The organism is Leadbettera azotonutricia ZAS-9, from assembly GCF_000214355.1.
Classification (GTDB): domain Bacteria; phylum Spirochaetota; class Spirochaetia; order Treponematales; family Breznakiellaceae; genus Leadbettera; species Leadbettera azotonutricia.
Window position 1 is genome coordinate 1,270,239 of record NC_015577.1, and the last position, 19,730, is coordinate 1,289,968.

7 protein-coding genes are annotated in these 19,730 nt (G+C 50.3%); 6 read left to right on the forward strand and 1 reads right to left on the reverse strand.

Annotated features, from left to right (window positions below):
• Positions 1 to 3: 3 nt before the first annotated feature.
• Positions 4 to 3,732 carry a bacteriohemerythrin gene (locus TREAZ_RS18690; protein ID WP_015710835.1) on the reverse strand — a complete coding sequence of 1,243 codons (3,729 nt, stop codon included), beginning with the start codon at positions 3,730 to 3,732 and terminating at the stop codon, positions 4 to 6.
• 197 nt (positions 3,733 to 3,929) lie between these two features.
• On the opposite strand from TREAZ_RS18690, the gene TREAZ_RS05560 reads away from it, so the two are divergent.
• The 6 genes from TREAZ_RS05560 to TREAZ_RS05585 are packed head-to-tail and all read left to right on the forward strand — an operon-like array spanning position 3,930 to position 19,721.
• On the forward strand, positions 3,930 to 8,279 hold the full coding sequence (locus tag TREAZ_RS05560) for a cadherin-like beta sandwich domain-containing protein (protein ID WP_015710837.1): 4,350 nt from the start codon (positions 3,930 to 3,932) through the stop codon (positions 8,277 to 8,279).
• Positions 8,280 to 8,292: 13 nt separating this feature from the next.
• Complete coding sequence (locus tag TREAZ_RS05565) at positions 8,293 to 12,099, forward strand: InlB B-repeat-containing protein (protein WP_169312606.1); 3,807 nt, start codon at positions 8,293 to 8,295, stop codon at positions 12,097 to 12,099.
• An 11-nt stretch (positions 12,100 to 12,110) separates the two neighbouring features.
• A complete protein-coding gene (locus TREAZ_RS05570; protein WP_015710839.1) occupies positions 12,111 to 13,994 on the forward strand; it encodes an adenylate/guanylate cyclase domain-containing protein in 1,884 nt (627 codons plus the stop codon).
• A gap of 17 nt (positions 13,995 to 14,011) precedes the next feature.
• Positions 14,012 to 16,918, forward strand: a complete 2,907-nt coding sequence (locus TREAZ_RS05575; protein ID WP_148257709.1) for a hypothetical protein — start codon at positions 14,012 to 14,014, stop codon at positions 16,916 to 16,918.
• On the forward strand, positions 16,908 to 18,176 hold the full coding sequence (locus TREAZ_RS05580; protein WP_015710841.1) for a hypothetical protein: 1,269 nt from the start codon (positions 16,908 to 16,910) through the stop codon (positions 18,174 to 18,176). The genes TREAZ_RS05575 and TREAZ_RS05580 overlap by 11 nt, the downstream gene beginning before the upstream one ends.
• Positions 18,177 to 19,721, forward strand: a complete 1,545-nt coding sequence (locus tag TREAZ_RS05585; protein ID WP_015710842.1) for a CotH kinase family protein — start codon at positions 18,177 to 18,179, stop codon at positions 19,719 to 19,721.
• Positions 19,722 to 19,730: the final 9 nt, after the last annotated feature.

Sequence of the window (19,730 nt, forward strand, 5' to 3'; positions counted from 1 at the left end):
AATTTAACTATTCTTCTGTAGACTATCTATTTCCCGAATGTACTCAGCAAGCTTAAAGTCCTGCTGTTTAATGTGCTGTATCACCCAATGCACTATGGTAGTTGTAACACGATCCCAAAGTTCCTGCGAACCCCCTTTGGTATCGTACTCCGCGCAGAGCTGTGCAACAGTAGTGCGGAAATCATCATGAAGCTTTTTGTGATCCCTATAGCCAGGGTAATTGTACCGGCTTGAAAGAGCTTCTTCATCAGTAAAGTGTTTAGCCGTATAATTAACCAGGAAGTCCAAAGTTTCTTTCAGGAACTTTGGATCCTGCCTGCTCTTGCAGGCTTCGGCCAAATTGCTCGTAAGGCGGAATATCTGCTTGTGCTGTGAGTCAATTTCGGCATTGCCTGTAGCAAGATCCTGGCTCCAGGCAATGCCGTTTTTCCATTCCTCGCTTTCGTCTCCGGTTTCGCCGTATTTGATATAGGCGGAATTGCCGGCCCTGTCTTTGGGCAGATATTTCCGCAGTTTTGCCAATACTTCGTTGAAGTCCAGAGGCTTGCCTACATGGTCGTTCATGCCTGCCGCAAGGGATTTTTCAATATCTTCCCTAAAGACATTGGCGGTCATGGCGACGATGGGAATAGCATGAGCCTTCTCAAAATCCATTGCCCTGATGGTACGGGTAGCTTCGTAGCCATCCATTTGGGGCATCTGAACATCCATGAAGATCATGTCGTATTTATCAGGATTTTTTCTGAACAAGTCTACTGCGATGGCGCCGTTCTCGGCGCAGTCTATCGAGAGGCTTGTGGGTTCAAGGAGAGTCAGGACTATTTCGCGGTTTATCTCCACATCTTCGGCTAAAAGCAGCTGAAACCCTTCAAAACAGCCGTCCTGATCTTCAATCGTGTCACTGGGGAGAACGGCATTGTCTACGCCGAGACATTCGTTGACGAGGTCCGCGATAGCGGAGGGGAAGAGGGGTTTGGCGATGAATTTGTCCACCCCCGCGCTTTTGGCTTCCCTTTCAATAGTGCTCCATTCAACGCCCGAAATCATGGTCACTACCGACTTGCCGCCGCTTGTTTCCTTGATTTTTTTTGAAAGCTCCATGCCGTTCATGCCGGGCATTTTCCAGTCAATAAAATAGATATCGTAGCAGCCCTTTTCGTCGATAAGCTTGAGGGCTTCTTCACTGCCCGAAGCGAGATCGCATTTGACACCGAAGTTTTCCGCTACGTCGGCAAAGTATTGCAAAATTTCGGGCTCATCGTCCACAGCAAGGATCTTCACGTTGCTCCAGTTTACACCGGGGTTGAGGAAATTCCTCTTTTCAATGCTGCCCTTCTGCATTTTGATGGTGAACGCAAAGGTGGAACCCTGTCCAAGCTCGGATTCTATCCAGATTTGCCCCCCCATGAGTTCCACGATGCGTTTGGAGATGGCAAGCCCCAGCCCTGTGCCGCCGAATTTTCTGGTAGTGCTGGATTCCGCCTGTTCAAATGAAGTGAAAAGCCGTTCCTGCTGTTCCGGGCTTATGCCTATGCCGGAATCGGTTACTTCTATCTGCACGATGCAGAAGCCGTTTTCTTCTCCCGCATAATGGGCGTTGAGCCGTATGGTTCCCTGCTCGGGGGTGAACTTTACGGCATTGCTCAACAGGTTTGTGATCACCTGGGCCAGACGCTGGTCGTCTCCGATCAGGGAATTGGGGATTTTTTTATCAATGGTAACATAGAAGGATTGCTGCCGCTGGTCTATGCGGAAGTTGATGACGTTCACCACTTTTTGGAGCATCTTCTCAAATTCGAAAGTTACCGGAGACAGCTCGAGTTTGTTGGCTTCGATCTTGGACATATCAAGTATGTCGTTGATGACCCCCAAAAGGTGGGTGGAGGCGTCTTCTATCTTTCCAAAGGCGTAATCCTTCTTTTCGATGTCAGAGGCGTTTTTGCCTATGGATGTCATGCCGATTATGGCGTTCATGGGGGTGCGCATCTCGTGGCTCATGTTGGAGAGGAAGTCGCCCTTTGCCTTGCTGGCCTGTACCGCCTGATCCAGCGCGGCCGAGCGGGCCCTTTCCATGAGGTCCCGGGAAACCGCCCCGGCAATGGCGCTGGACACAGTACCCACAAGCTGGGCGTCGCTGTCCGACCATACCCGCGCAGTTTCGCACTCTTCAATGCTGATCATGCCCCAGTAGGAAGAATCCACATAGAGGGGCGCCCAGATAAAGGATTTGAGGCCCACTTTCTCGTTGAAAATGCGGAATTTGCCCCCGCTGTCTGTAAGGGTGTCATTGCAGTAGACAGTAGGCACATAGCCTTTTTCCGGCATGGTTTTGGGAAATGTGGTGTTTATTTGGTCGTTGAACCCGGTCTGGGTAGGATCGGGCTTCCATTCATCCTTGGAGAACCAGTTGTAGACAGGGCGGCTTTCTTCTGTGACAGGGTCGGCCACTGCGACAAGCACCCTGGTCACCTTGAGGAATTCTCCCATGCGCTTTAAAGCTTCCTGGATAAGAAGACCCATGGGGTCTTTGGAGATAAAACTTTGGGAGATATCGGACATGAGTTCCTGCTGTTTGAGGCGGGAACTGAGGATGGTATCGTTGTTGTTCCTTACCACCGCGCTCGCCAGGAGCAGACTCCCCGAGCGGAGTATGTTTACATCGTCGTCGGAAAACACCCGCTCCCGGCGGCAATCGTCGAAACTCACAAAGCCCCAAAATTTTTCCTGAAGAAGGATGGGTATGGCAAGTATGGATTTTATGCCGAATTTGGAAAGGCCAAGCTGTTCATCGCCGGAAAGAATCGAAATAGGGCCGTTGACCTGCCTTCCCTCGGTAAAATTCCCCTCCCAGCTGGGGATGGCGGTGGTGTAATGTTTTCCGGTCTCGGCAGCGAGACTCATATCCGCTACGCCATTGTTCAGCCATTCGTACTGCTGTTCATAGCTCAGTATGCCCTCAATAGTACGATTCTTCCATATATACATGCGGTCTGCGTCTACACAACGGGCCATGACATCCATGGCGCTATGAATGGTCTTGTCCAGATGCTCGGATTCAGTTGAAATAAGCATCTCGGCAACCTGATTCACCACCCCGAGGAGCTTATCCCGGTAAAAAAGATCCTCTTTGGCGCTGTCTGCCTTTTCCCGCTCCTCATTATAAAGCCTGTTCTGGAAGGCAATCATCAGGCCTATGCAGATTCCCACTACCACGAAGGTTTGAATATGGTCCAAATAGCGGTAAGAATCCTCCACCGGTACTACGAAGGCATCGAGAGGGGGCCTGGAGCTGAGAAAATAGCAGGCAATAGCCTCCAGTATATGGGCTATAAGGAAAATTATGCGGTTTTTCCCCGAGGTGAGGAGGAAAATCACCACTATGCTCAAGACAAAGTAACCCGGCATAGCGCTGTTCACCCCTCCCAGGGCAAAAAAGAGCAAGGGAAAGAGGATAAAGCAGAGCACGAGCACCAATATAAGCTGGCAGACCCGGTATAGCTTGAAGTGGTTTGCCAGGAACATCACGCCGATTATGGCAAGATTGATGGCCAGCACGACCAAAAGAAGCACGGCATGCGCGCCCATTACCATGCGGGTAATCAGGGCAGTAAAGGCAGTACCCAGGCCGATGAGGTAGATCATGTTCCCTACCCGGGCTTCCAGGGGCAGCAGTTCGTTGAAGACATACTTCTGGATGAGGCCCGAGGACCCCCGAATCTTATTCTTCGTCATAATCTACTATAGTATAATCAAATCCCCGTATTAGGGCAAGGTTCCGGAAAACCCCAAGCATAGACAGAATTTTCCCTGTATGGTATTTTGTGTTTTGCGTTTTTTGGACAATTTTGCAAATCCTTTTGGTTTTTTTCAATATTGTGATATATTGTGATATAGGGTAATCTATTATAAAAGGGGTAGAAGGGGAAGTCGTGAAATTTCTAAAATCTCCAGGGCTGGTTGCTCCTGTTTTTATATATGGCTTCCTTCTCATCGCTTTCGCGACAGCTTTCCTTGCTTCCTGCAATAATATGGCCATAACTGATTTTGTGGAGCAGAACACGAACGTGGCCAGGGCGGTAATGTGGGATATAAGGGATTCGTCTAAAACTATGCCGGATGGCGCCGGCAGTAAGCGGACGGCCTTTAAACGTACCTGGAATGAAAAAGAACAGGAAGATACTCTGGTTTTTTACATTGACCCCACCCTTGTCGGTGACAATAAGATCCCGATTCCCAATCTTTTAAAGCCTGCCGATATTGAGCTTGATGTAGCCCTCCTTAATCCTCAAGGGTACGATCTTGTCATTGTTCCGGAATTTACAGTGGATAATCCCCTCAATACGATAAACGGCCAGCGGAGTGTTACGGCTGAACAGACCGGCAAACAAACAGCACTGGTAAAGATAAACCATGCGCTTATCGGCGAGCGTTACCGTATAAAGCTTCATATTACTATGGCCGACGGTTCCCGGGTTTTTGAAACCTTTACCAGCCTTCCGCCCATAGTCTTCAATACGGTACTGAGCAGCCCCCTGAACCTGGAGATATATGCGTTTAATAATAACTCGGGTTCGATATGGTATCCCTATGCCCAATGGGAAATCTCCCAGCTTTCGAATGCCCACCCCGGGATTAGCAAGCTGACCCTGGTTTTCCAGGAACAGCAGGATAACGCTGACTGGATCACTGCCGAATATACCTACGAACGGGATGAAGCTTCGGGTAATACCAAATGGGTTCTTACCAAGATAGAAGGCGGCACTGCCGGCGACATGGTCTCTACCCTGATAGACAATTCGCAGCCCCTGGAATCTTTTTTAAGACTCCGGGGAGCGTTCCCCATGCCGATTGCAAACGCCTACCTCCCCGATTTGGCGCCGCCCGCCAGTGGAGGCTGGAGAGAGGAAACAGGCAAACTTTTAAGCAAAGGCAAGGATATAAACGGCAAAGAAATTTCTTCGGCCTTCTCGACCTATAATTTCATTGTCACCCTGGTAGATGAATACGGCCTTTCAGCCCAGGCAAGCTTTGACGACGGCCCCCTGGCCAATGAAACTACCATACTCGAATCCTTAAGGCTCTTTGACTATACCAATAATACTGATGTTGAACTCTCTGCGTTTAAATACACCAAGGGCTTTGTCAATTATTCACTGGAAGTCCCCTACGATGTACGCACTATCAGGCTGAGTTATGAAAAAAACATTGATTACCCTGAACAGGTAGTATTTTATAAGTCCGCCATCCCGGGCCCTCCCTTTGATTTGGATTATGGAGTAACAACCAATATCGTTTTTGAAGTGAGCTTTGGCACTGATGCACCCTCAATTTACAATATAGCCGTTTCGCGCCTGAGTCCCAGCCGTGACTCTTACCTGGACAGCCTTTATTTGATTGATGAGCCTTTGGGACCGCGGTATGACACCATGCCATCCTTTAAATTCGACGATTCTGATACAACGTATATGATCTATGTGCCCTCTACGGTTGAATACATCAATCTGAAGGCACTATTGCCCAACATACCTGAAGGAGAAGAGGGGTATACTGCCGCCAATCCAAAGGTGCCTTCAAGGCTGAGCGTTCAGTTCCTAAAAAACGATCTGGTGAATTTCCCCGAAGGCGAGAAGAAGACAGACGGTGATTGGGAGCACATACCGATTGGTTATAACGAAAATATTTTCCATATAAATGTCAGGCCCGAGATGGGGCTTGTGAATACCTATAACCTTATGGTGGTACGTGCGCCTTCCTCTAATGATACATCCGCAGATCTTACAAACCTTACCGTTTCGGGTATAATCCTAAGTCCGACTTTTGGCGCCGAGCCCAAACGTGAAAGTTATACTGCTGATGTTCCTTATGGGACAAACAGCGTTACTGTTGCTGCTGCGGTGCAGACAGAGACCCCCGGAGCTGCAGTGGTCAATGTTAATGTAAAGAAAATAGGTATCCCGGACAGTCTGCCCATTACGGTTTCAGGGGCGCTGAAAAATATATATTCAGCCGTTTTGAACCTTACTGCCGGCGAGTCCTACCCGGTGACCATTACCGTTGCCAATGGACTTGCCCGCAAGGATTACCATGTACTGGTGAACGCTATGCCCTCGACACCTGTCATCAGTTCTGCTGCGCCTGGTGTGGGCCAGGTAAGGCTGAACTGGACCGAGTCGACGGCGGCAAGCAATTACGAAGTGTATTACAGCAGCACTGCCAATTTTGCCCAGGCCGCCAGGGTTGGCGGGGATCTTCCTGCATCTGCCAGGGCTTACACCGTAACAGGTCTTGCAAATCATCAAACCTGGTATTTCTGGGTTCGGAGTAAAAAGGGTTCCATACTTGGGGCCCCGTCTACTGTTGTGAACGCCATGCCCAGAAGCGATAATAAAGTGCTCACAAATATAACAGTTGCGGATGCCGACGGGAACGGCTATCCCCTGGATAAGACCTTTGCTTCGGGTATCGTCGATTATTCCCTCATAGTTCCTTGGTCTGCCGGTGCCATTACTATCACCGGCGCAAAGGGCGAGAGCAATCAGGCCCTTGAATTCTCGGGCGGTACCGGCGGAGTACAAACCGGTAGCCGTTATAATTTTACCCTTGAACCGGGAGCAACGGCGCCTGTTACTGTCACGGTTAAAGCTGATTATGTAAATATTCCCGGCGCTGATGCAGCGTCCTATACTACGACCTATAGGGTCACGGTGACCCGCAGGCCTGGTACTCCTGCCGGATTCTCGGCCCTTCCCGAAGATGGTGAAGCCTTCCTGCAGTGGAACAGCGCGCCCGGGGCCTCTTCTTATGCGGTGTATTACCGGAAAGGGGTGGCCGGCAATCCTGTTCAGCTTATCCTGACCGGAACCGAACCTCATGATGAAACCAGTCCCCATATCGAAACTGTTTCCGAAGCAGCCGGTGAAGTCACCTGTACGGTAAAGGGTTTAACCAACGCCACAACCAGTGATTCATCGGCTTATTACTTCTGGGTACAGGCAGTCAAGGAAGATCTTGCCGGCGCCATGAGCGAAGCAGTAAGCGCTGTCCCCCGGAGCAAAAGTGTGATGCTTGCAGGGATTACCCCTGACGGAGAGTCCCTTAGTCCGGCTTTCGAGGCCGCCCTTCAGGCTTATACGGTGACTATTTTAGATCCGCTTAAACCAAGCGTTGACCTTAATGTGGCGCAGCTCCCCGGACAGGAATCAAGGCAGCTCATCAGCGCCGTTATAAGCGGCGGTACTTTGAGTATCCTCTCATCCAACAAGTATACTGTTTCTCTGAACCCCGGAAGTTCCGCTGCTGTAATCTTTACAGTGCGTTCCAACGAGGGCAGCGATGTCATGGAATACAAGGTGACGGTAAACCGTAAGCCCGCTACAGTGACAGAATTTTCTGCGGTGAAGGGAAACCGTCGGGCGGTATTAACATGGAATGTTTCTGCCGGGGCCTCGGGTTATGATGTTTTCAGCGGAACTGCAGACACGGCGGGAAGCGTGCTCCCCGTTACAGGCACGGGGCCGCGCATAGAGTCCCTTACCACATCAGGCAGCGCAGTTACCTGCATTGTGTCAGGGCTTACCAACACGGCCACTTATTATTTCAGGGTCCGCGCGAAGGCCGAAACCTTTGCGGGGACTATCCGGGGAAACATGGGGCTCAGTTCCGGCGAGATCAAACCCTTAAGCAATGTGTATGAATTGACTAATCTGGTCCCTTCTGCCGGTTCCCTGTCTCCGGCTTTTAATCCTGATACGCTTGATTACACTGTAGTTGTTCCTTCGGGTACTGCCTCGGTGACTATTGCTGCGTTCAGGGACGCAGCTGAAGCCGCATCTGTTACGCCTTCAGCGTCCCAAACAATTACCCTTGTGTCCGGTGATGCACCGGGAAATAACAGCAGCGGCAAGGTTTCGTTCATGGTTACTGCTCAGGATGGAAGCAATAATCGAACCTATACTGTATCCGTACAGACTGCGGGTATCGGTATCAACTTTACCATGCCTCCTGATTGGAAGGGAGGGGAAGATATTACCCTTGTCGGATCCTCTCTCTCCTGGGCTTCTGATACTCCGCTGACAGTCTCAGCTGCGGATTTGTTGACAGGGATAAGCGGATATACCTGCCAATGGTTCAAAGACAATGTCGAAATTTCCGGGGCAAACGACCCAACCCTCACGATCAGCGCCAGGAAATTCAGTCAGACTCAGCATGTGCTTACCCTCAGAATAGTAATATCCGGAACGGTTTATTCTAAATCTGTTAGCTTCACGGTAGGGCCCTAAGATGGGAAAGTACATGAAGAAATGGTTAAAGGCGTCTTTTAGCCTTAATTTAGTATGCGCAGCTTTATTCCTTGGCGCTTGTTCGGATCCTTTTAAGCCCGATTATGCTTCCGGGGGCAATACGCCCCCTGATGGCATGGGCTTTGTGAGCCTTGTGCCGAGTCCCCAAAAGACTCTTGTTCCGGATCAACTGCCCGGGATATTCAGCTATTCACTGGTGTTTACCGCCGCCAATAAAGCACCTGTACACATTGGCGAAGGAAATCCTGTTCCTTTTTCTTCTTTGGTCGAGATTCCCCTGGAACCCGCAACATGGACCGTTGAGTTGACCGCCTGGCAGAAGGTAAGCGGGGTCTTTCATGAATCGGGTTCGGGAACAGGCCTGCTGCCGGCATTGATTGCAGGCGCCCATGTCTGGAAATCTATCGATGTTAGTTATTTCCCCCTGAACAGCGGGGGTATCGGTATTTTCGAATACAGCGTTAGCTGCACAAAGTCCGACGTAAGCGGAACCCTGGTGTTAAGCCCCTATCCCGCAGGTGGAATCAGCTACCCGGTGAACCTTGCCGGCTTCCCCGCATCGGGAACCCTGAGCGTTCCTGCAGGGCAGTATACCCTTGCCCTTACCCTGACAGACAGCGCTACAGGAAAAACAGCCGGCGAATACACGGCGGTCCATATCTATCCCGGCCTTAAAACCAGAGGTGACTTTGCCTTTGACAACAGCCGGTTTACCGGAATAGTAAGTCTCGCAGGAAAACTGTCAACTTCAGTTTCCGGTACAAACCTTAGTAATAGTGTGGAAGTGAGGGCTTATTCTGATTCAGCACGGCAGACTTCTCCTCTTGGCATATTTTCAAATTATAATTACACGAATGCCCAGGCAGAATGGATTCTGAGTGTTCCTGCCGGTACGCCCCAGGTTTACCTCAGGTTTATTGCTTCGGATAGTGATACGGCCGTGACGCTGCCATATATTTATGATCCGCCTGTACCTATAACGAATATCCCTGCCGAAGGTCTCTATGGAGGCGCCCTTCCGGTATACACCATGACCATAAACAGCATTGGTGCTTCTATTGATACATCGCGGGGTAGTATTGTTATCGCAGGATCACGGAAAGCAGCCGCCATCGGTGAGAGAATTACGTTTAATGCTAATCCTCAACCGGATAGTTTCCTTGCATCCGGTACTGTTAAAGTGAATAACGGCAGTGTTGCTTTGACCGGAGCGTCTAATCCTTATTCCTTTACCATGCCGGCAGAACCTGTCAGTATAAGCGCTAAATTTCTCTCTTCTGAATATACCCTTTCGGGAACCCTTGGAACAACACTGCCTTCAGGCTTTGCCCTGGCAGCCATGGATTACGCCCTTGTTACTGCCTATAAAGATGCGGCTCACCTTCTTCCATACAGCGGAATCTCTCCGGCTGTTCCCGCCGCCACCGCATGGACCGGTATGAAGATCACGTACAGCGAACTTGCAGCCAATGGCATGAAGGTTTATTTTGGGATTAAGCTTAAGGGTGCCGACGGCTTTGATTATTTAGGAAAGGGAAGCGCGGATATAGCGGCTGAGAATGAAACTTCCGGTATTCCCCTTGCGGCAACGGTTTACCATATTACGAATTATGTTGATGCCGGCCGCGGCACTTTTGGTCTTTTCCCGGCAGCGAAAAAAGGCGCTTATGAAGGCGAACCCGTTACCCTTGATGTCCTCAGTAGTGTATCCGGGTATTACCTTGATCCGGGTTCTGTTAAGGTGACTAAAACTGCCGATCTTAATCCGCTGACAAACACGGTTCCGGTAACTCCTGCGGGTGGTACGGCTTTTACGTTTATTATGCCCTCTGAAGATGTAACCCTGTCGGCGAATTTCTATTCTTCTGTTAAAATTTCGGGGAACCTGGGTATTACCAAACCCCTGGCTGTTACCTTGAAATCGGGCGCCAATATCATGGTCGCTGCGTACAGCAGTGCCGGCCGGAACGATGCAGACATACTGTCCGCATCGTATTACTCGCGGACTGCAAGCGGCTGGACCAGCGACACTGTCCAGTGGGGCCTGGATGTACCCGCAAATGCGGGCACTGTCTATATCAGGGCCGTGATGACAGGGGATGACAATTACCGTTATCAAAAAGATGATGTTGTAAGCGGCATTGGTACGGTGAATATTAACAGGAATATTTCCTGGACTGTACGCGGAATTACTCATACAATAACCGGGAACGGCAGTCTCCATCATAGGCCTGCGGCCAATCCCGGTGAAGATGTTACCATTACGGTAACCCCCGAAGCCAACTGGGGCCTTAAGCCGGGAAGCCTCATAGTTTCAAACACTAGCATATCGGGAGCTGCCAGCCCCTATACCTTTGTTATGCAGGATCAGGATACTGTCATAACGGCGGTCTTTATAGATCGTGTAACGGTGTCAGGCACTGTCAGCTATGATATACCGGCAAGTATGACCTCACCGGCAAGCGCCTTTACAAATGTTAAAGCTGCGGCCTACAGGGATGAAGGCCGTACAAGCCTGGTGGAAGAAGTTACGCTGGCATCACCTTTCACCGCCTACAGTATGCCCAATATTCTGATCAATATTCCGAATCTGTACTTTACGATTACCGCAACAGGTAGCGATAATTATCAATACGTGTATAAGCCCGCAGGATCTATTCCGGTAGTTTTGAGCAATATTACCGCCCATAATCTTTCGATGGAGGTCTACGGTATCACCATAGGCGAATTTGATCATGGTGTGATTGCTGCATCCAAAGATGAGGTGTCCAGACCTGCGGCGACTCCGGGGGATACTGTCACGTTAACCGTGACTCCTGAGACTAATTGGGGCCTTAAACCGGGAAGCCTTACAGTTACAGGCAGTTCGGTTTCAGGAAGCGGCCTCGTGTATACCTTTATCATGCCGAGCCTGGACGTGAGCGTTGGAGCAGAATTCATAGATCGTGTTACAGTCTCGGGTAATCTTACTGTTTCGCCCTTGCCTGCCGGAGTAACGCTCTCGTCTGTAAAGGTCGAGGCATTTAGTGATTCCTCACGTTCATCCAGCCTGGGTGTATATAATCCCGGATCGGTATCAGGTACGTACATCTTAAACAGCATCCCGATTAATACCGCCGCTCTTTATTTTACCATCACGGCAGTTGGAGGGGATGGGTATGAGTATATATCAAAACCTGCTGCTCCAATCGCAACAGCCTTAGATGATGTTACGCAGAACCTGACCATGACTATTTACGGTATTACCCTGCCCGCTGTTACCGGCGGTACCGTCACTATGAGTAAGCCTGCCGCATCCTCCCCTTACCAGCCTGCCGCTAATCCGGGTGAAACTATCACCCTAACCGTGACTCCTGACGATGCTAATTGGGTTCTTAAACCGGATTCTCTTACGGTTACAGGCACTTCGGTTTTGGAAAGCAGCCTCGTGTATACCTTTACCATGCCGAGCCAGGACGTGATCGTTTGGGCGGAATTTGTTTCAACCAATGCCCTGTTGGCTGGCTTTACCCTGACCGCTGGCGATACACCTACCACTTTCTCGGTTTTTACAGACAATGGGGGTGGTACATACTCTGTTAGCATTACAGACGACTATGTGGATGCAGTATTAACCGTATCGCTTCAAAATGCGAATGCCTCCATTGAAGTCGATGAAGTTCCTTACACCAGTAATGACATGATTGTAACGCTGAATGATAGTAATCCGCGTATAACCATTGTAGTGACAGCCCAGGATGGCAGTACCACCCGTACGTATTATATCAATAAATCGCAGGCAGAAATTGGAAATGACTAAAGGAGCAAGTTTTGTCAGATAGTAACAATACAGATATCGCAAAAAAAACCAGCACAGGGGTCAGATTTCCTTTTGGCATAAGGCTGGTTGTTATTGTTACTGTGATACTCCTGGGGGCTATCTGGGCTATTTCGGGTCTTATGGCTGCGATGGTTGCTTCTGAATTTGGCAGGAGCGCCGAAGAAAACAACCTTACTATCAATAACAGGGCTGCGGCCGGAATCGAAGAAAACATCTACAAAATCAGGGCCGACGCCCTCATACTCCTTGATACCATTGATTCCATAAAAGATTATGCCATTGGCGGGGGTTCTTCGGCTCTGGTAAGGCAGGCTGAAAATATTTTCTTTGAACGGAACCAAACCATCCTGGCGCTTATAATCCCCGGCAGCGATGAGTATATAAACCGGGCATTTTTTACGAATCGCGAAGTTAATCCTTCCGGGTTGGCTGCCTGGCTTTTGCGTGAGCGGGAGGCAATCGAAAGGGCAAGCCAGGGCGAACCGGTCTTAAGAAATGCGGCTTCCGCGCTGGATATGCCCCTTCTGGTTCTCTTTTACCCCTGGCAGGAAAGGGGCGTTGAAGAGGCAGCGGCGATTTTCTTTTCCCCGGAAATTCTATCCAAAATATCCGGCGCAGGGGCCAATTCGACCTTCCTTATCAATGATGCAGGGGATGTGCTGGTTCACCCGGATATGAAAATGGCCCTCGCGGGCGCAAACGAAGCTGACAGCCTCCTGGTAAAAAGCCTTTGGGAGAGCAGCGGGGAAAGCATAGCGCTTCTTTATACTGATGAAGGCAGCAGGTTTTACGGAGCAGGGCGCAGGCTTTCCATTGCCGGGGCGGCTGTGTTTTCGACCCTCGAATACAGCCTCATTACCCAGCGCATTGCCGCTACTACGAGAAGCAATATACTCCTCTCCATAACAGTAATGTTCCTCGCCATACTCATCTCATGGTTCTTCTCTAAAACTGTTACTACCCCCATCAGGAAGCTTATGAAGGCTGCGGCAAAAATAGAGCTTGGCGAATTTCAGCTTAATGATCTGAAAGCCAAATCCCATGATGAATTGGGGCTTTTAACTTCCCGCTTTGTTCATATGGGGAATGAGCTTTCCAAGTGGGAACAGGTAAAGAACCTGGTAGGCCGTTTCAACAACAGCGCTATTTCTGCGAAGGCCAGAAATGATGAGTTTGTTTTGACAGGCGAATACAGGCAGGTTGTAATAATCTACTGTGAATTTCTTTCTTTTCCGGAAATTTCAGCCGGGCTGAGCGCCGCAGAATCCCTGGCTCTCCTTAACCGTTATATTTCCAAAATGGTTGACAGCGTGGAAAAAACAGGCGGTGTGGTAGACAGGAATATGGGGAGAAGTTTGATAGCTGTCTGGGGCGCTCCGATGTCCCAGGCGGACAGGGCTGCTGACGCCATGAACTGCATACGTTCAGCCTTGATGATGAGGGCAGCCCTGTGGGAGCTTAACGCCAACCGGGGGGCCAACGATAAACCCCTTATCCGTATAGGTGTAGGTATACACACAGGGGAGGTAATCGCAGGCGGCCTGGGGTCCAAAAATCTTGTGGAATACTCGGTAGCGGGGGATGCAATAGATATTGCAGCCCAGGCAAAAGTCCTATGCGCGGCAAACAGGACAGACATTCTTGTCACCCAATCAGTTGTCGATTTGGTTGAGGGCAAGATCCTCTCGGAGGAACTTGCGCCCTTTGCGGCCGGCGGCAAGCCGCTGGGTATTCACGGGCTTGTAAACCTCAAAGCGCTAAAAGCAAAGGAGAAGCAGCGCTGGCCTTTCACCCTTGATGACGTAAGGGAATCATTAGGCCATGGCGGGCCGGTTCCCGGACAGGCGGCGGAAACTTCCGTCGGCGGGGAATGACAGGCCGGGATTTTATAATGGGAAAGAAGGATCCAAAAAACAATACAGCCCTGCACTGGTACAATCCTGATTCTCTTCTTTTGAATATTATTGTACTGGTGATCTGCGTGTTTGGCATTGCGGGGAGCGTATGGCTGTTCAGAAAAGATCTGAACGACACCCGGAAGAGGCTTGAACAGGAGCCCGTGGGCTTTCTCTCATGGAAGGATAACACGGTGCAGCGCCTTGCTTCCCGCAGGGTGCAGTGGGACAGGCTGGAGCGGTATTTCCCTGTGTACGATGGCGACACTGTCAGCACTGCCGCCCTTTCATCAGGGCGCATAAGTTTTGTCAATGGCGAAACAGTAGAGCTTTCCGAAAACACTGCCATAAGGATTTTTTACCACGATGAAGATATTTCGCGCTTTATTATAATGGAAGGCGATGTAACAGTCCTTGCGGATCGTTATACTGTGGACCTTGTGTCTTCCCTGGGCAGCGTTAACCTCAACCCCAAGGCCAAAGCCGAACTCCGTACCGGGGAGGGCCTTAGCATAAAAATGCTGCAAGGTTCGGGCGTCCTTGTGGCCGGAAGCAGGAACCGGCGGGCGGAAGCCGGCGAAGCCCTGGAGCTTAACAGAGACGGGGAATTCCTTGAAGATCCGAAAGTGGTGATGATTTCTCCCGGCAGGGATGGCAAATCGCTTGCAGCAGGCCAGGGGAAGATCCCGGTTGAGTTTATCTGGCGCACGGTAAATTTCCCTCCAAACGGCGGGGTCCGCCTTGAAGTTGCCAGGGATAAAAAATTTGCCCAGCTTGCAAGCTCCTGGTATGGAACCAATGAAAGTTCAACCCTGGTGGATCTTGAGCCCGGCGTGTATTACTGGCGGGCCTATATGCCCCCGGTTCTGAAGGGCGCCGATTCGGGCAGGATAGAAGTTCTTCGTTCATCCGCGCCCCAGGCGCTTTTTCCTTCCGACGGCACTGTGTTCAGCTATAACAATCAGGTGCCGGAAATAAACTTTACCTGGATTGCGCCCGCCGAGGCTTCGCAGATCATCCTCGAAGCGGCGGACAACCCGGCCATGGAGCGTCCCAAATTCCGGCAGCTTATAGATGAAGTATCAGGCAGGGGCGGTTCTTTTGCATATCCCGGCCTGGAAAGCGGAATCTGGTACTGGCAAATACGGCCTGTGTATCCCGATAGCGTGAAGGCAGAAGAAGCGCCTTCCCTGGTTAATTCTTTTACGCTTACAAGGAATACCGCCTTTGAGGCGCCTCTTCCCCTGACTCCCGCAGTGAACAGTACCGCATTTACCGGTTCGGGCAGGGGGGATATTTATTTTTCGTGGAAGCCCCTGGCGGAAGCGGAGAATTATACGGTTTTGATTTCTCAATCGGAAGATTTGTTGAATCCCCTGATTTCTGAAACAGTGAACCGGAACTATTATGTGTATAATGGGGATAAAGGGATACTTAACGAAGGCGAATATTATTGGGGTGTGTTTATGACAGGCCCCCAGAACCTGAGATCCCCAAACAGCAATCCTGTTTTCTTTATTGTCAGGAATGACGAGGCTTCTGCCCGCACGGTTTTTCCGCCCGATAACTTCGCAATACCGGCGGCCCGTTCCCCGGACCTGCAGTACTCCTGGAAAAACCCTTATGCCCGGCCCGCAAGGTTTCAAATTTCCGAGCGTGCCGACTTTGTGGATCATATCCTGAAAGACGATCTCATTTTCGGTTCCGGCATCCAGGGCCCGTTTTTAAAACCCGGGGCGTATTACTGGCGCATAGTTGTAGAAGGGGATGGTGATTCAGGCGATCCCATTTTCAACAGCCGTCCTGTTCCGCTCACGGTAATACCTGCTTTGAATGCACCAAAAATGATCTTTCCCGGCAATAATGAAAATCTCAGGGTAGAGGAGGGGAAGGCCATTAAATTTACCTGGGAAAGGGCGGCCTATGCAGATTATTATACTGCCGCTATTTTCCTTGAAGGAAGGAATACCCCTTTAGGCGAAATTGATCTGCTCAGCAATAACGAGATTGATGTTTACTTTGACACCAGGACTGCGGGCAGGTTCCGCTGGACAGTGCAGGGCTTTACCCGGCCTACCAGTGACAATTCGGGAAGGAACGGCCTTGTGGGCGAGGGGCGCTTTACCATTAGCCCTCCCCCGGGCATAGCGGCTCTTGGGGCGAACTGGGCTGTTCCCCGCATCAACAACATGATTGTTGTTCCGGGCCAGCAAGCAGCGCCCATAACCCTGGTATCCCCTGCTTCGGGTGTCAATATACCGGGCATCAATGCCCTCCGCTCCCCTCAGGAAGCCAGGTGGACAAGCACCGATCCCCTGATGAATGTGCAGCTCATTGTTTCCCGAAACCCCGATCCTATCAGCGATCCCAGGGCCATTATCCTGGATGCAGGAAGATCCGCGCGGGCTATGCCCTTCCCCTCCTTAACCGATGGGATATGGTACTGGACAGTCAGGGCCGACACCTCTGACGGGCGGGGGGTTGGGCCCGGCAGTTCTTCATGGTTTACCGTGCTTCCCATACCGCCCCTGCCTTCGCCGGAGCAGACTATGCCGGCGAACGATGCAGTAATCAGCCTTGCCCAGATGACCAGGGACAGGAATATCACCTTTTCCTGGAATGAAGTTGAAGGGGCCAACGCGTATATCTTTACCCTCTTCGGGGATGGGGAGCAGCCCAGGGTGCTCCTTACCAACCCTCCTGACCCGCAGCCCAGTTTTATCCTGTATGATTTGAACATTCTTGATCAGGATAACTATTTATGGCAGGTTGAGGCTGTCTACAGAAACAGGAACGGTGTCCTGGAACAGCGGGGCATCGCGGAACGTCATCCCTTTGCCTTTGATATACAGGTTTCGGACGACATACAAGTGAATGATCAAGGAACCAGGTATGGCCAATAAAAGAGGAATAATTTTTCTGCTTTCAATTTTGATATTCCCGGTCCTTCTTTTTTCCCAGGAAGATCCTGATTTTGATCCTGAGCCCGAGCTGCCTCCGGCCATGGATCAGGCGCCGGCTGTGCCCGAAACAAATCCCGATTCTACTGCTTTCCGCATTCAGGGGGCGGAGGGCGCCCTGAATTTTATCCAGCGTCTGTCATGGGAGAAGGCAGTGTACGCTTCCCGCTACGAGATAGTCGTGCAGGTGAAGCGGGTAAACACTTTTGTCGAAGTAATGCGGTACATAGTGGAAGAAAATTTTGTGGAAATTTCAGTGCCCGCAGGCGAATACCGCTATAAAATTTCCAGCTTCAATGTTTTGGGCCGCCTTGACAGGGAATTCCCCTGGGTTTCTTTCACTGTAATCCAGGCCCAGCAGCCAAGCGTCTTTAGCTATCTTCCCGAAAATTTTTACTTTGACCGTCTCTCCCTCAGGATGATACGCATTGAAGGGGTCAACCTCCTCATGAATTCTGAAATTTACCTCCTCCGCCGCAATGAAGATCCCGCTGAGGAAGAAGCAAAGATCATCCCCCGCGAAATAAGGCGCAACGACCTTGGGGAATTTGCGGACCTTTTTTTCTTTGAAGAAGACCTGGTCGCGGGCCTCTATGACATCATCGTGAAGAACCCCGGAGGCCTTGAAACTGCCGCAGGGCCTTTCGGCATTTCGGTGGCCAAGCCTTACGATATCAATGTATCGGGAGCTTATGCCCCTATGGTAAAGCTCTACGGGAATACCGCCTATGTTATCGAGTCTGCGGCTATCCCCCTGGGTTTTGGGGCAAGGGGCAGCTTTGTCCCTTTTAAGTGGGACATAGGTTTTTTGGGGGTAGAGGCGAACCTTAACTGGGCATATTTTTCCATGGATTCTGAAGATCCCAACGGCCGCCCTGTCAGCACCAGGGCAAGCATGCTCAGCTTCCATGTGGGCCCCCTCTACCAGTACTGGTTCAAAAAGAACGTTCTGGCCCTTAACGCCCGCGCCGGCCTGGGCATAAGCAGCCTCCTCAATTATCATTTCGAATACGCCGATACCGGCGCGGCGTCAGAGTCTCTAAACTCTGCGTTTTTTTCCGTTGCCGTAGGCGCATCGGTTCAATATTTATTTTACAACCAGATCTTTGCCGAAGTAGGCATTGATTTCATGCACGCTGCCGCTTCGGACCTTCCCATGGGTTTCCTCCGATTTGCTTTAACCGCTGGATGGCAGTTCTAAATGGAAAAGATATTGCCGTTTTTACTGTTGCTGGGAGCAGCGTTCTCGGGATGCAGCAATGGCATCTACGTTCCCCCGGAAGAGCCGCCGTCAGGGGCCGAAGTTTCCGGGCGGTTTCGGGAACACCTGAATGACGATTTCACTGTCGATTTAGGATTTGAAAGCCATCTCCCCATTGTTGTGGTTGATACCCAGGGGGAATCCTTTGAACTGACCCGGTATTGGAATAGTGAAAGTGGGTATGCCGTGCCAATTCCCGGGGCGAAACTTTACATGGCAAGCGTTATCTCCGTCTATGACGCCGGCGCCGCGCTTAATAAGATCACCGATACCCCCGCATACCAAACCGATGCCCATATAAGGCTTTCTCTTGAACCTTTGGCGCCTTTTGACCCGGTGGAAAAAGTGGACTACCAGATAAATCTGCGGGATCAGGGCGGAAACGACAAAAAACTTGCCCTGCTGGGCATGAAAAGCCGCAGCGAATGGATACTGCGAGGCAACTCAAGCGACGGATCACTGATCCGGAATTATCTTGCCAGGGAGGTTTCTAAACAGGTAATGCATAATACTCCGGATTTGCGTTTTTGTGAGCTTTTAATTAAGTCTACCGGAGGCTACGAATACAGGGGAGTGTATACCTTATGCGAGACTGTGGGCGAGGGGGAAGGTCTGCTTGATTTGGACGGCAATTTGCCGCCCTTCAGGAAAAAGCTTGAGAGAGTTTTCGCCGGGAGTCAAGGATCAGTAAGTTATATCACCTGGCGCAGCCCCTACAATTCAGAATCGATATTTTTAAACACCTACGCCATGAATGAAGGTTTTGCCGATAACGGATTTGAATTGATATATCCGTTCAAAGAGCTTTCCAGAAACGATCTTGAAAAAATAGAAGAAAATATCAGTCAAGCCGAGCAGGTTTTGTATTCCGACATTCCTGTTGTTTATGTGAATTACCCGAAATATATTGATGTGGATTTTTTTGTTGATTACTTTATAATAAATGAATATTTTATGAACTACCGTATCGGCTATTCAGGTGTGTATATTTATAAAAGTCCTTACGGGAAAATCCGAGTCGGCGTTCTGAACGATAACCTTTCCAGTTTTGATAATGACAAAAATCTGTCCGCTGATCCTGGCAGGACAATGTTTGCCGAAACTCCTTGGTTTATCCGGTTCATCAGAGATAAGGCGTTTCTGCAAAAATTGGAAAGCCGCTATTCCCTGCTCAAGAGGGGTGTTTTGTCCGACGTGAATATGATTTCACTGGTTGACGGTATCGCCGAATTTCTTGAACCTGCGGCGGAACGGGATTGGTATCGCTGGGGCGAAAATTATTCGTCGGGCAGTTTCAGCGCCGAACTTATCAAAATCAAATATATGATGGTCCGGCATAACGCGGTTATCGGCGACGCCATTCGGCGCATGGGCTGGGAAGAAAACCTGATGGATAGTTCCTACAGTAATCTCCGTTCGTCGTTGTATTTTTTTGGTTTTGTGGCCTTGTTTGTACTGTGCGTCCGCATCGGAAGGTATCATTAAAGGGGGGAG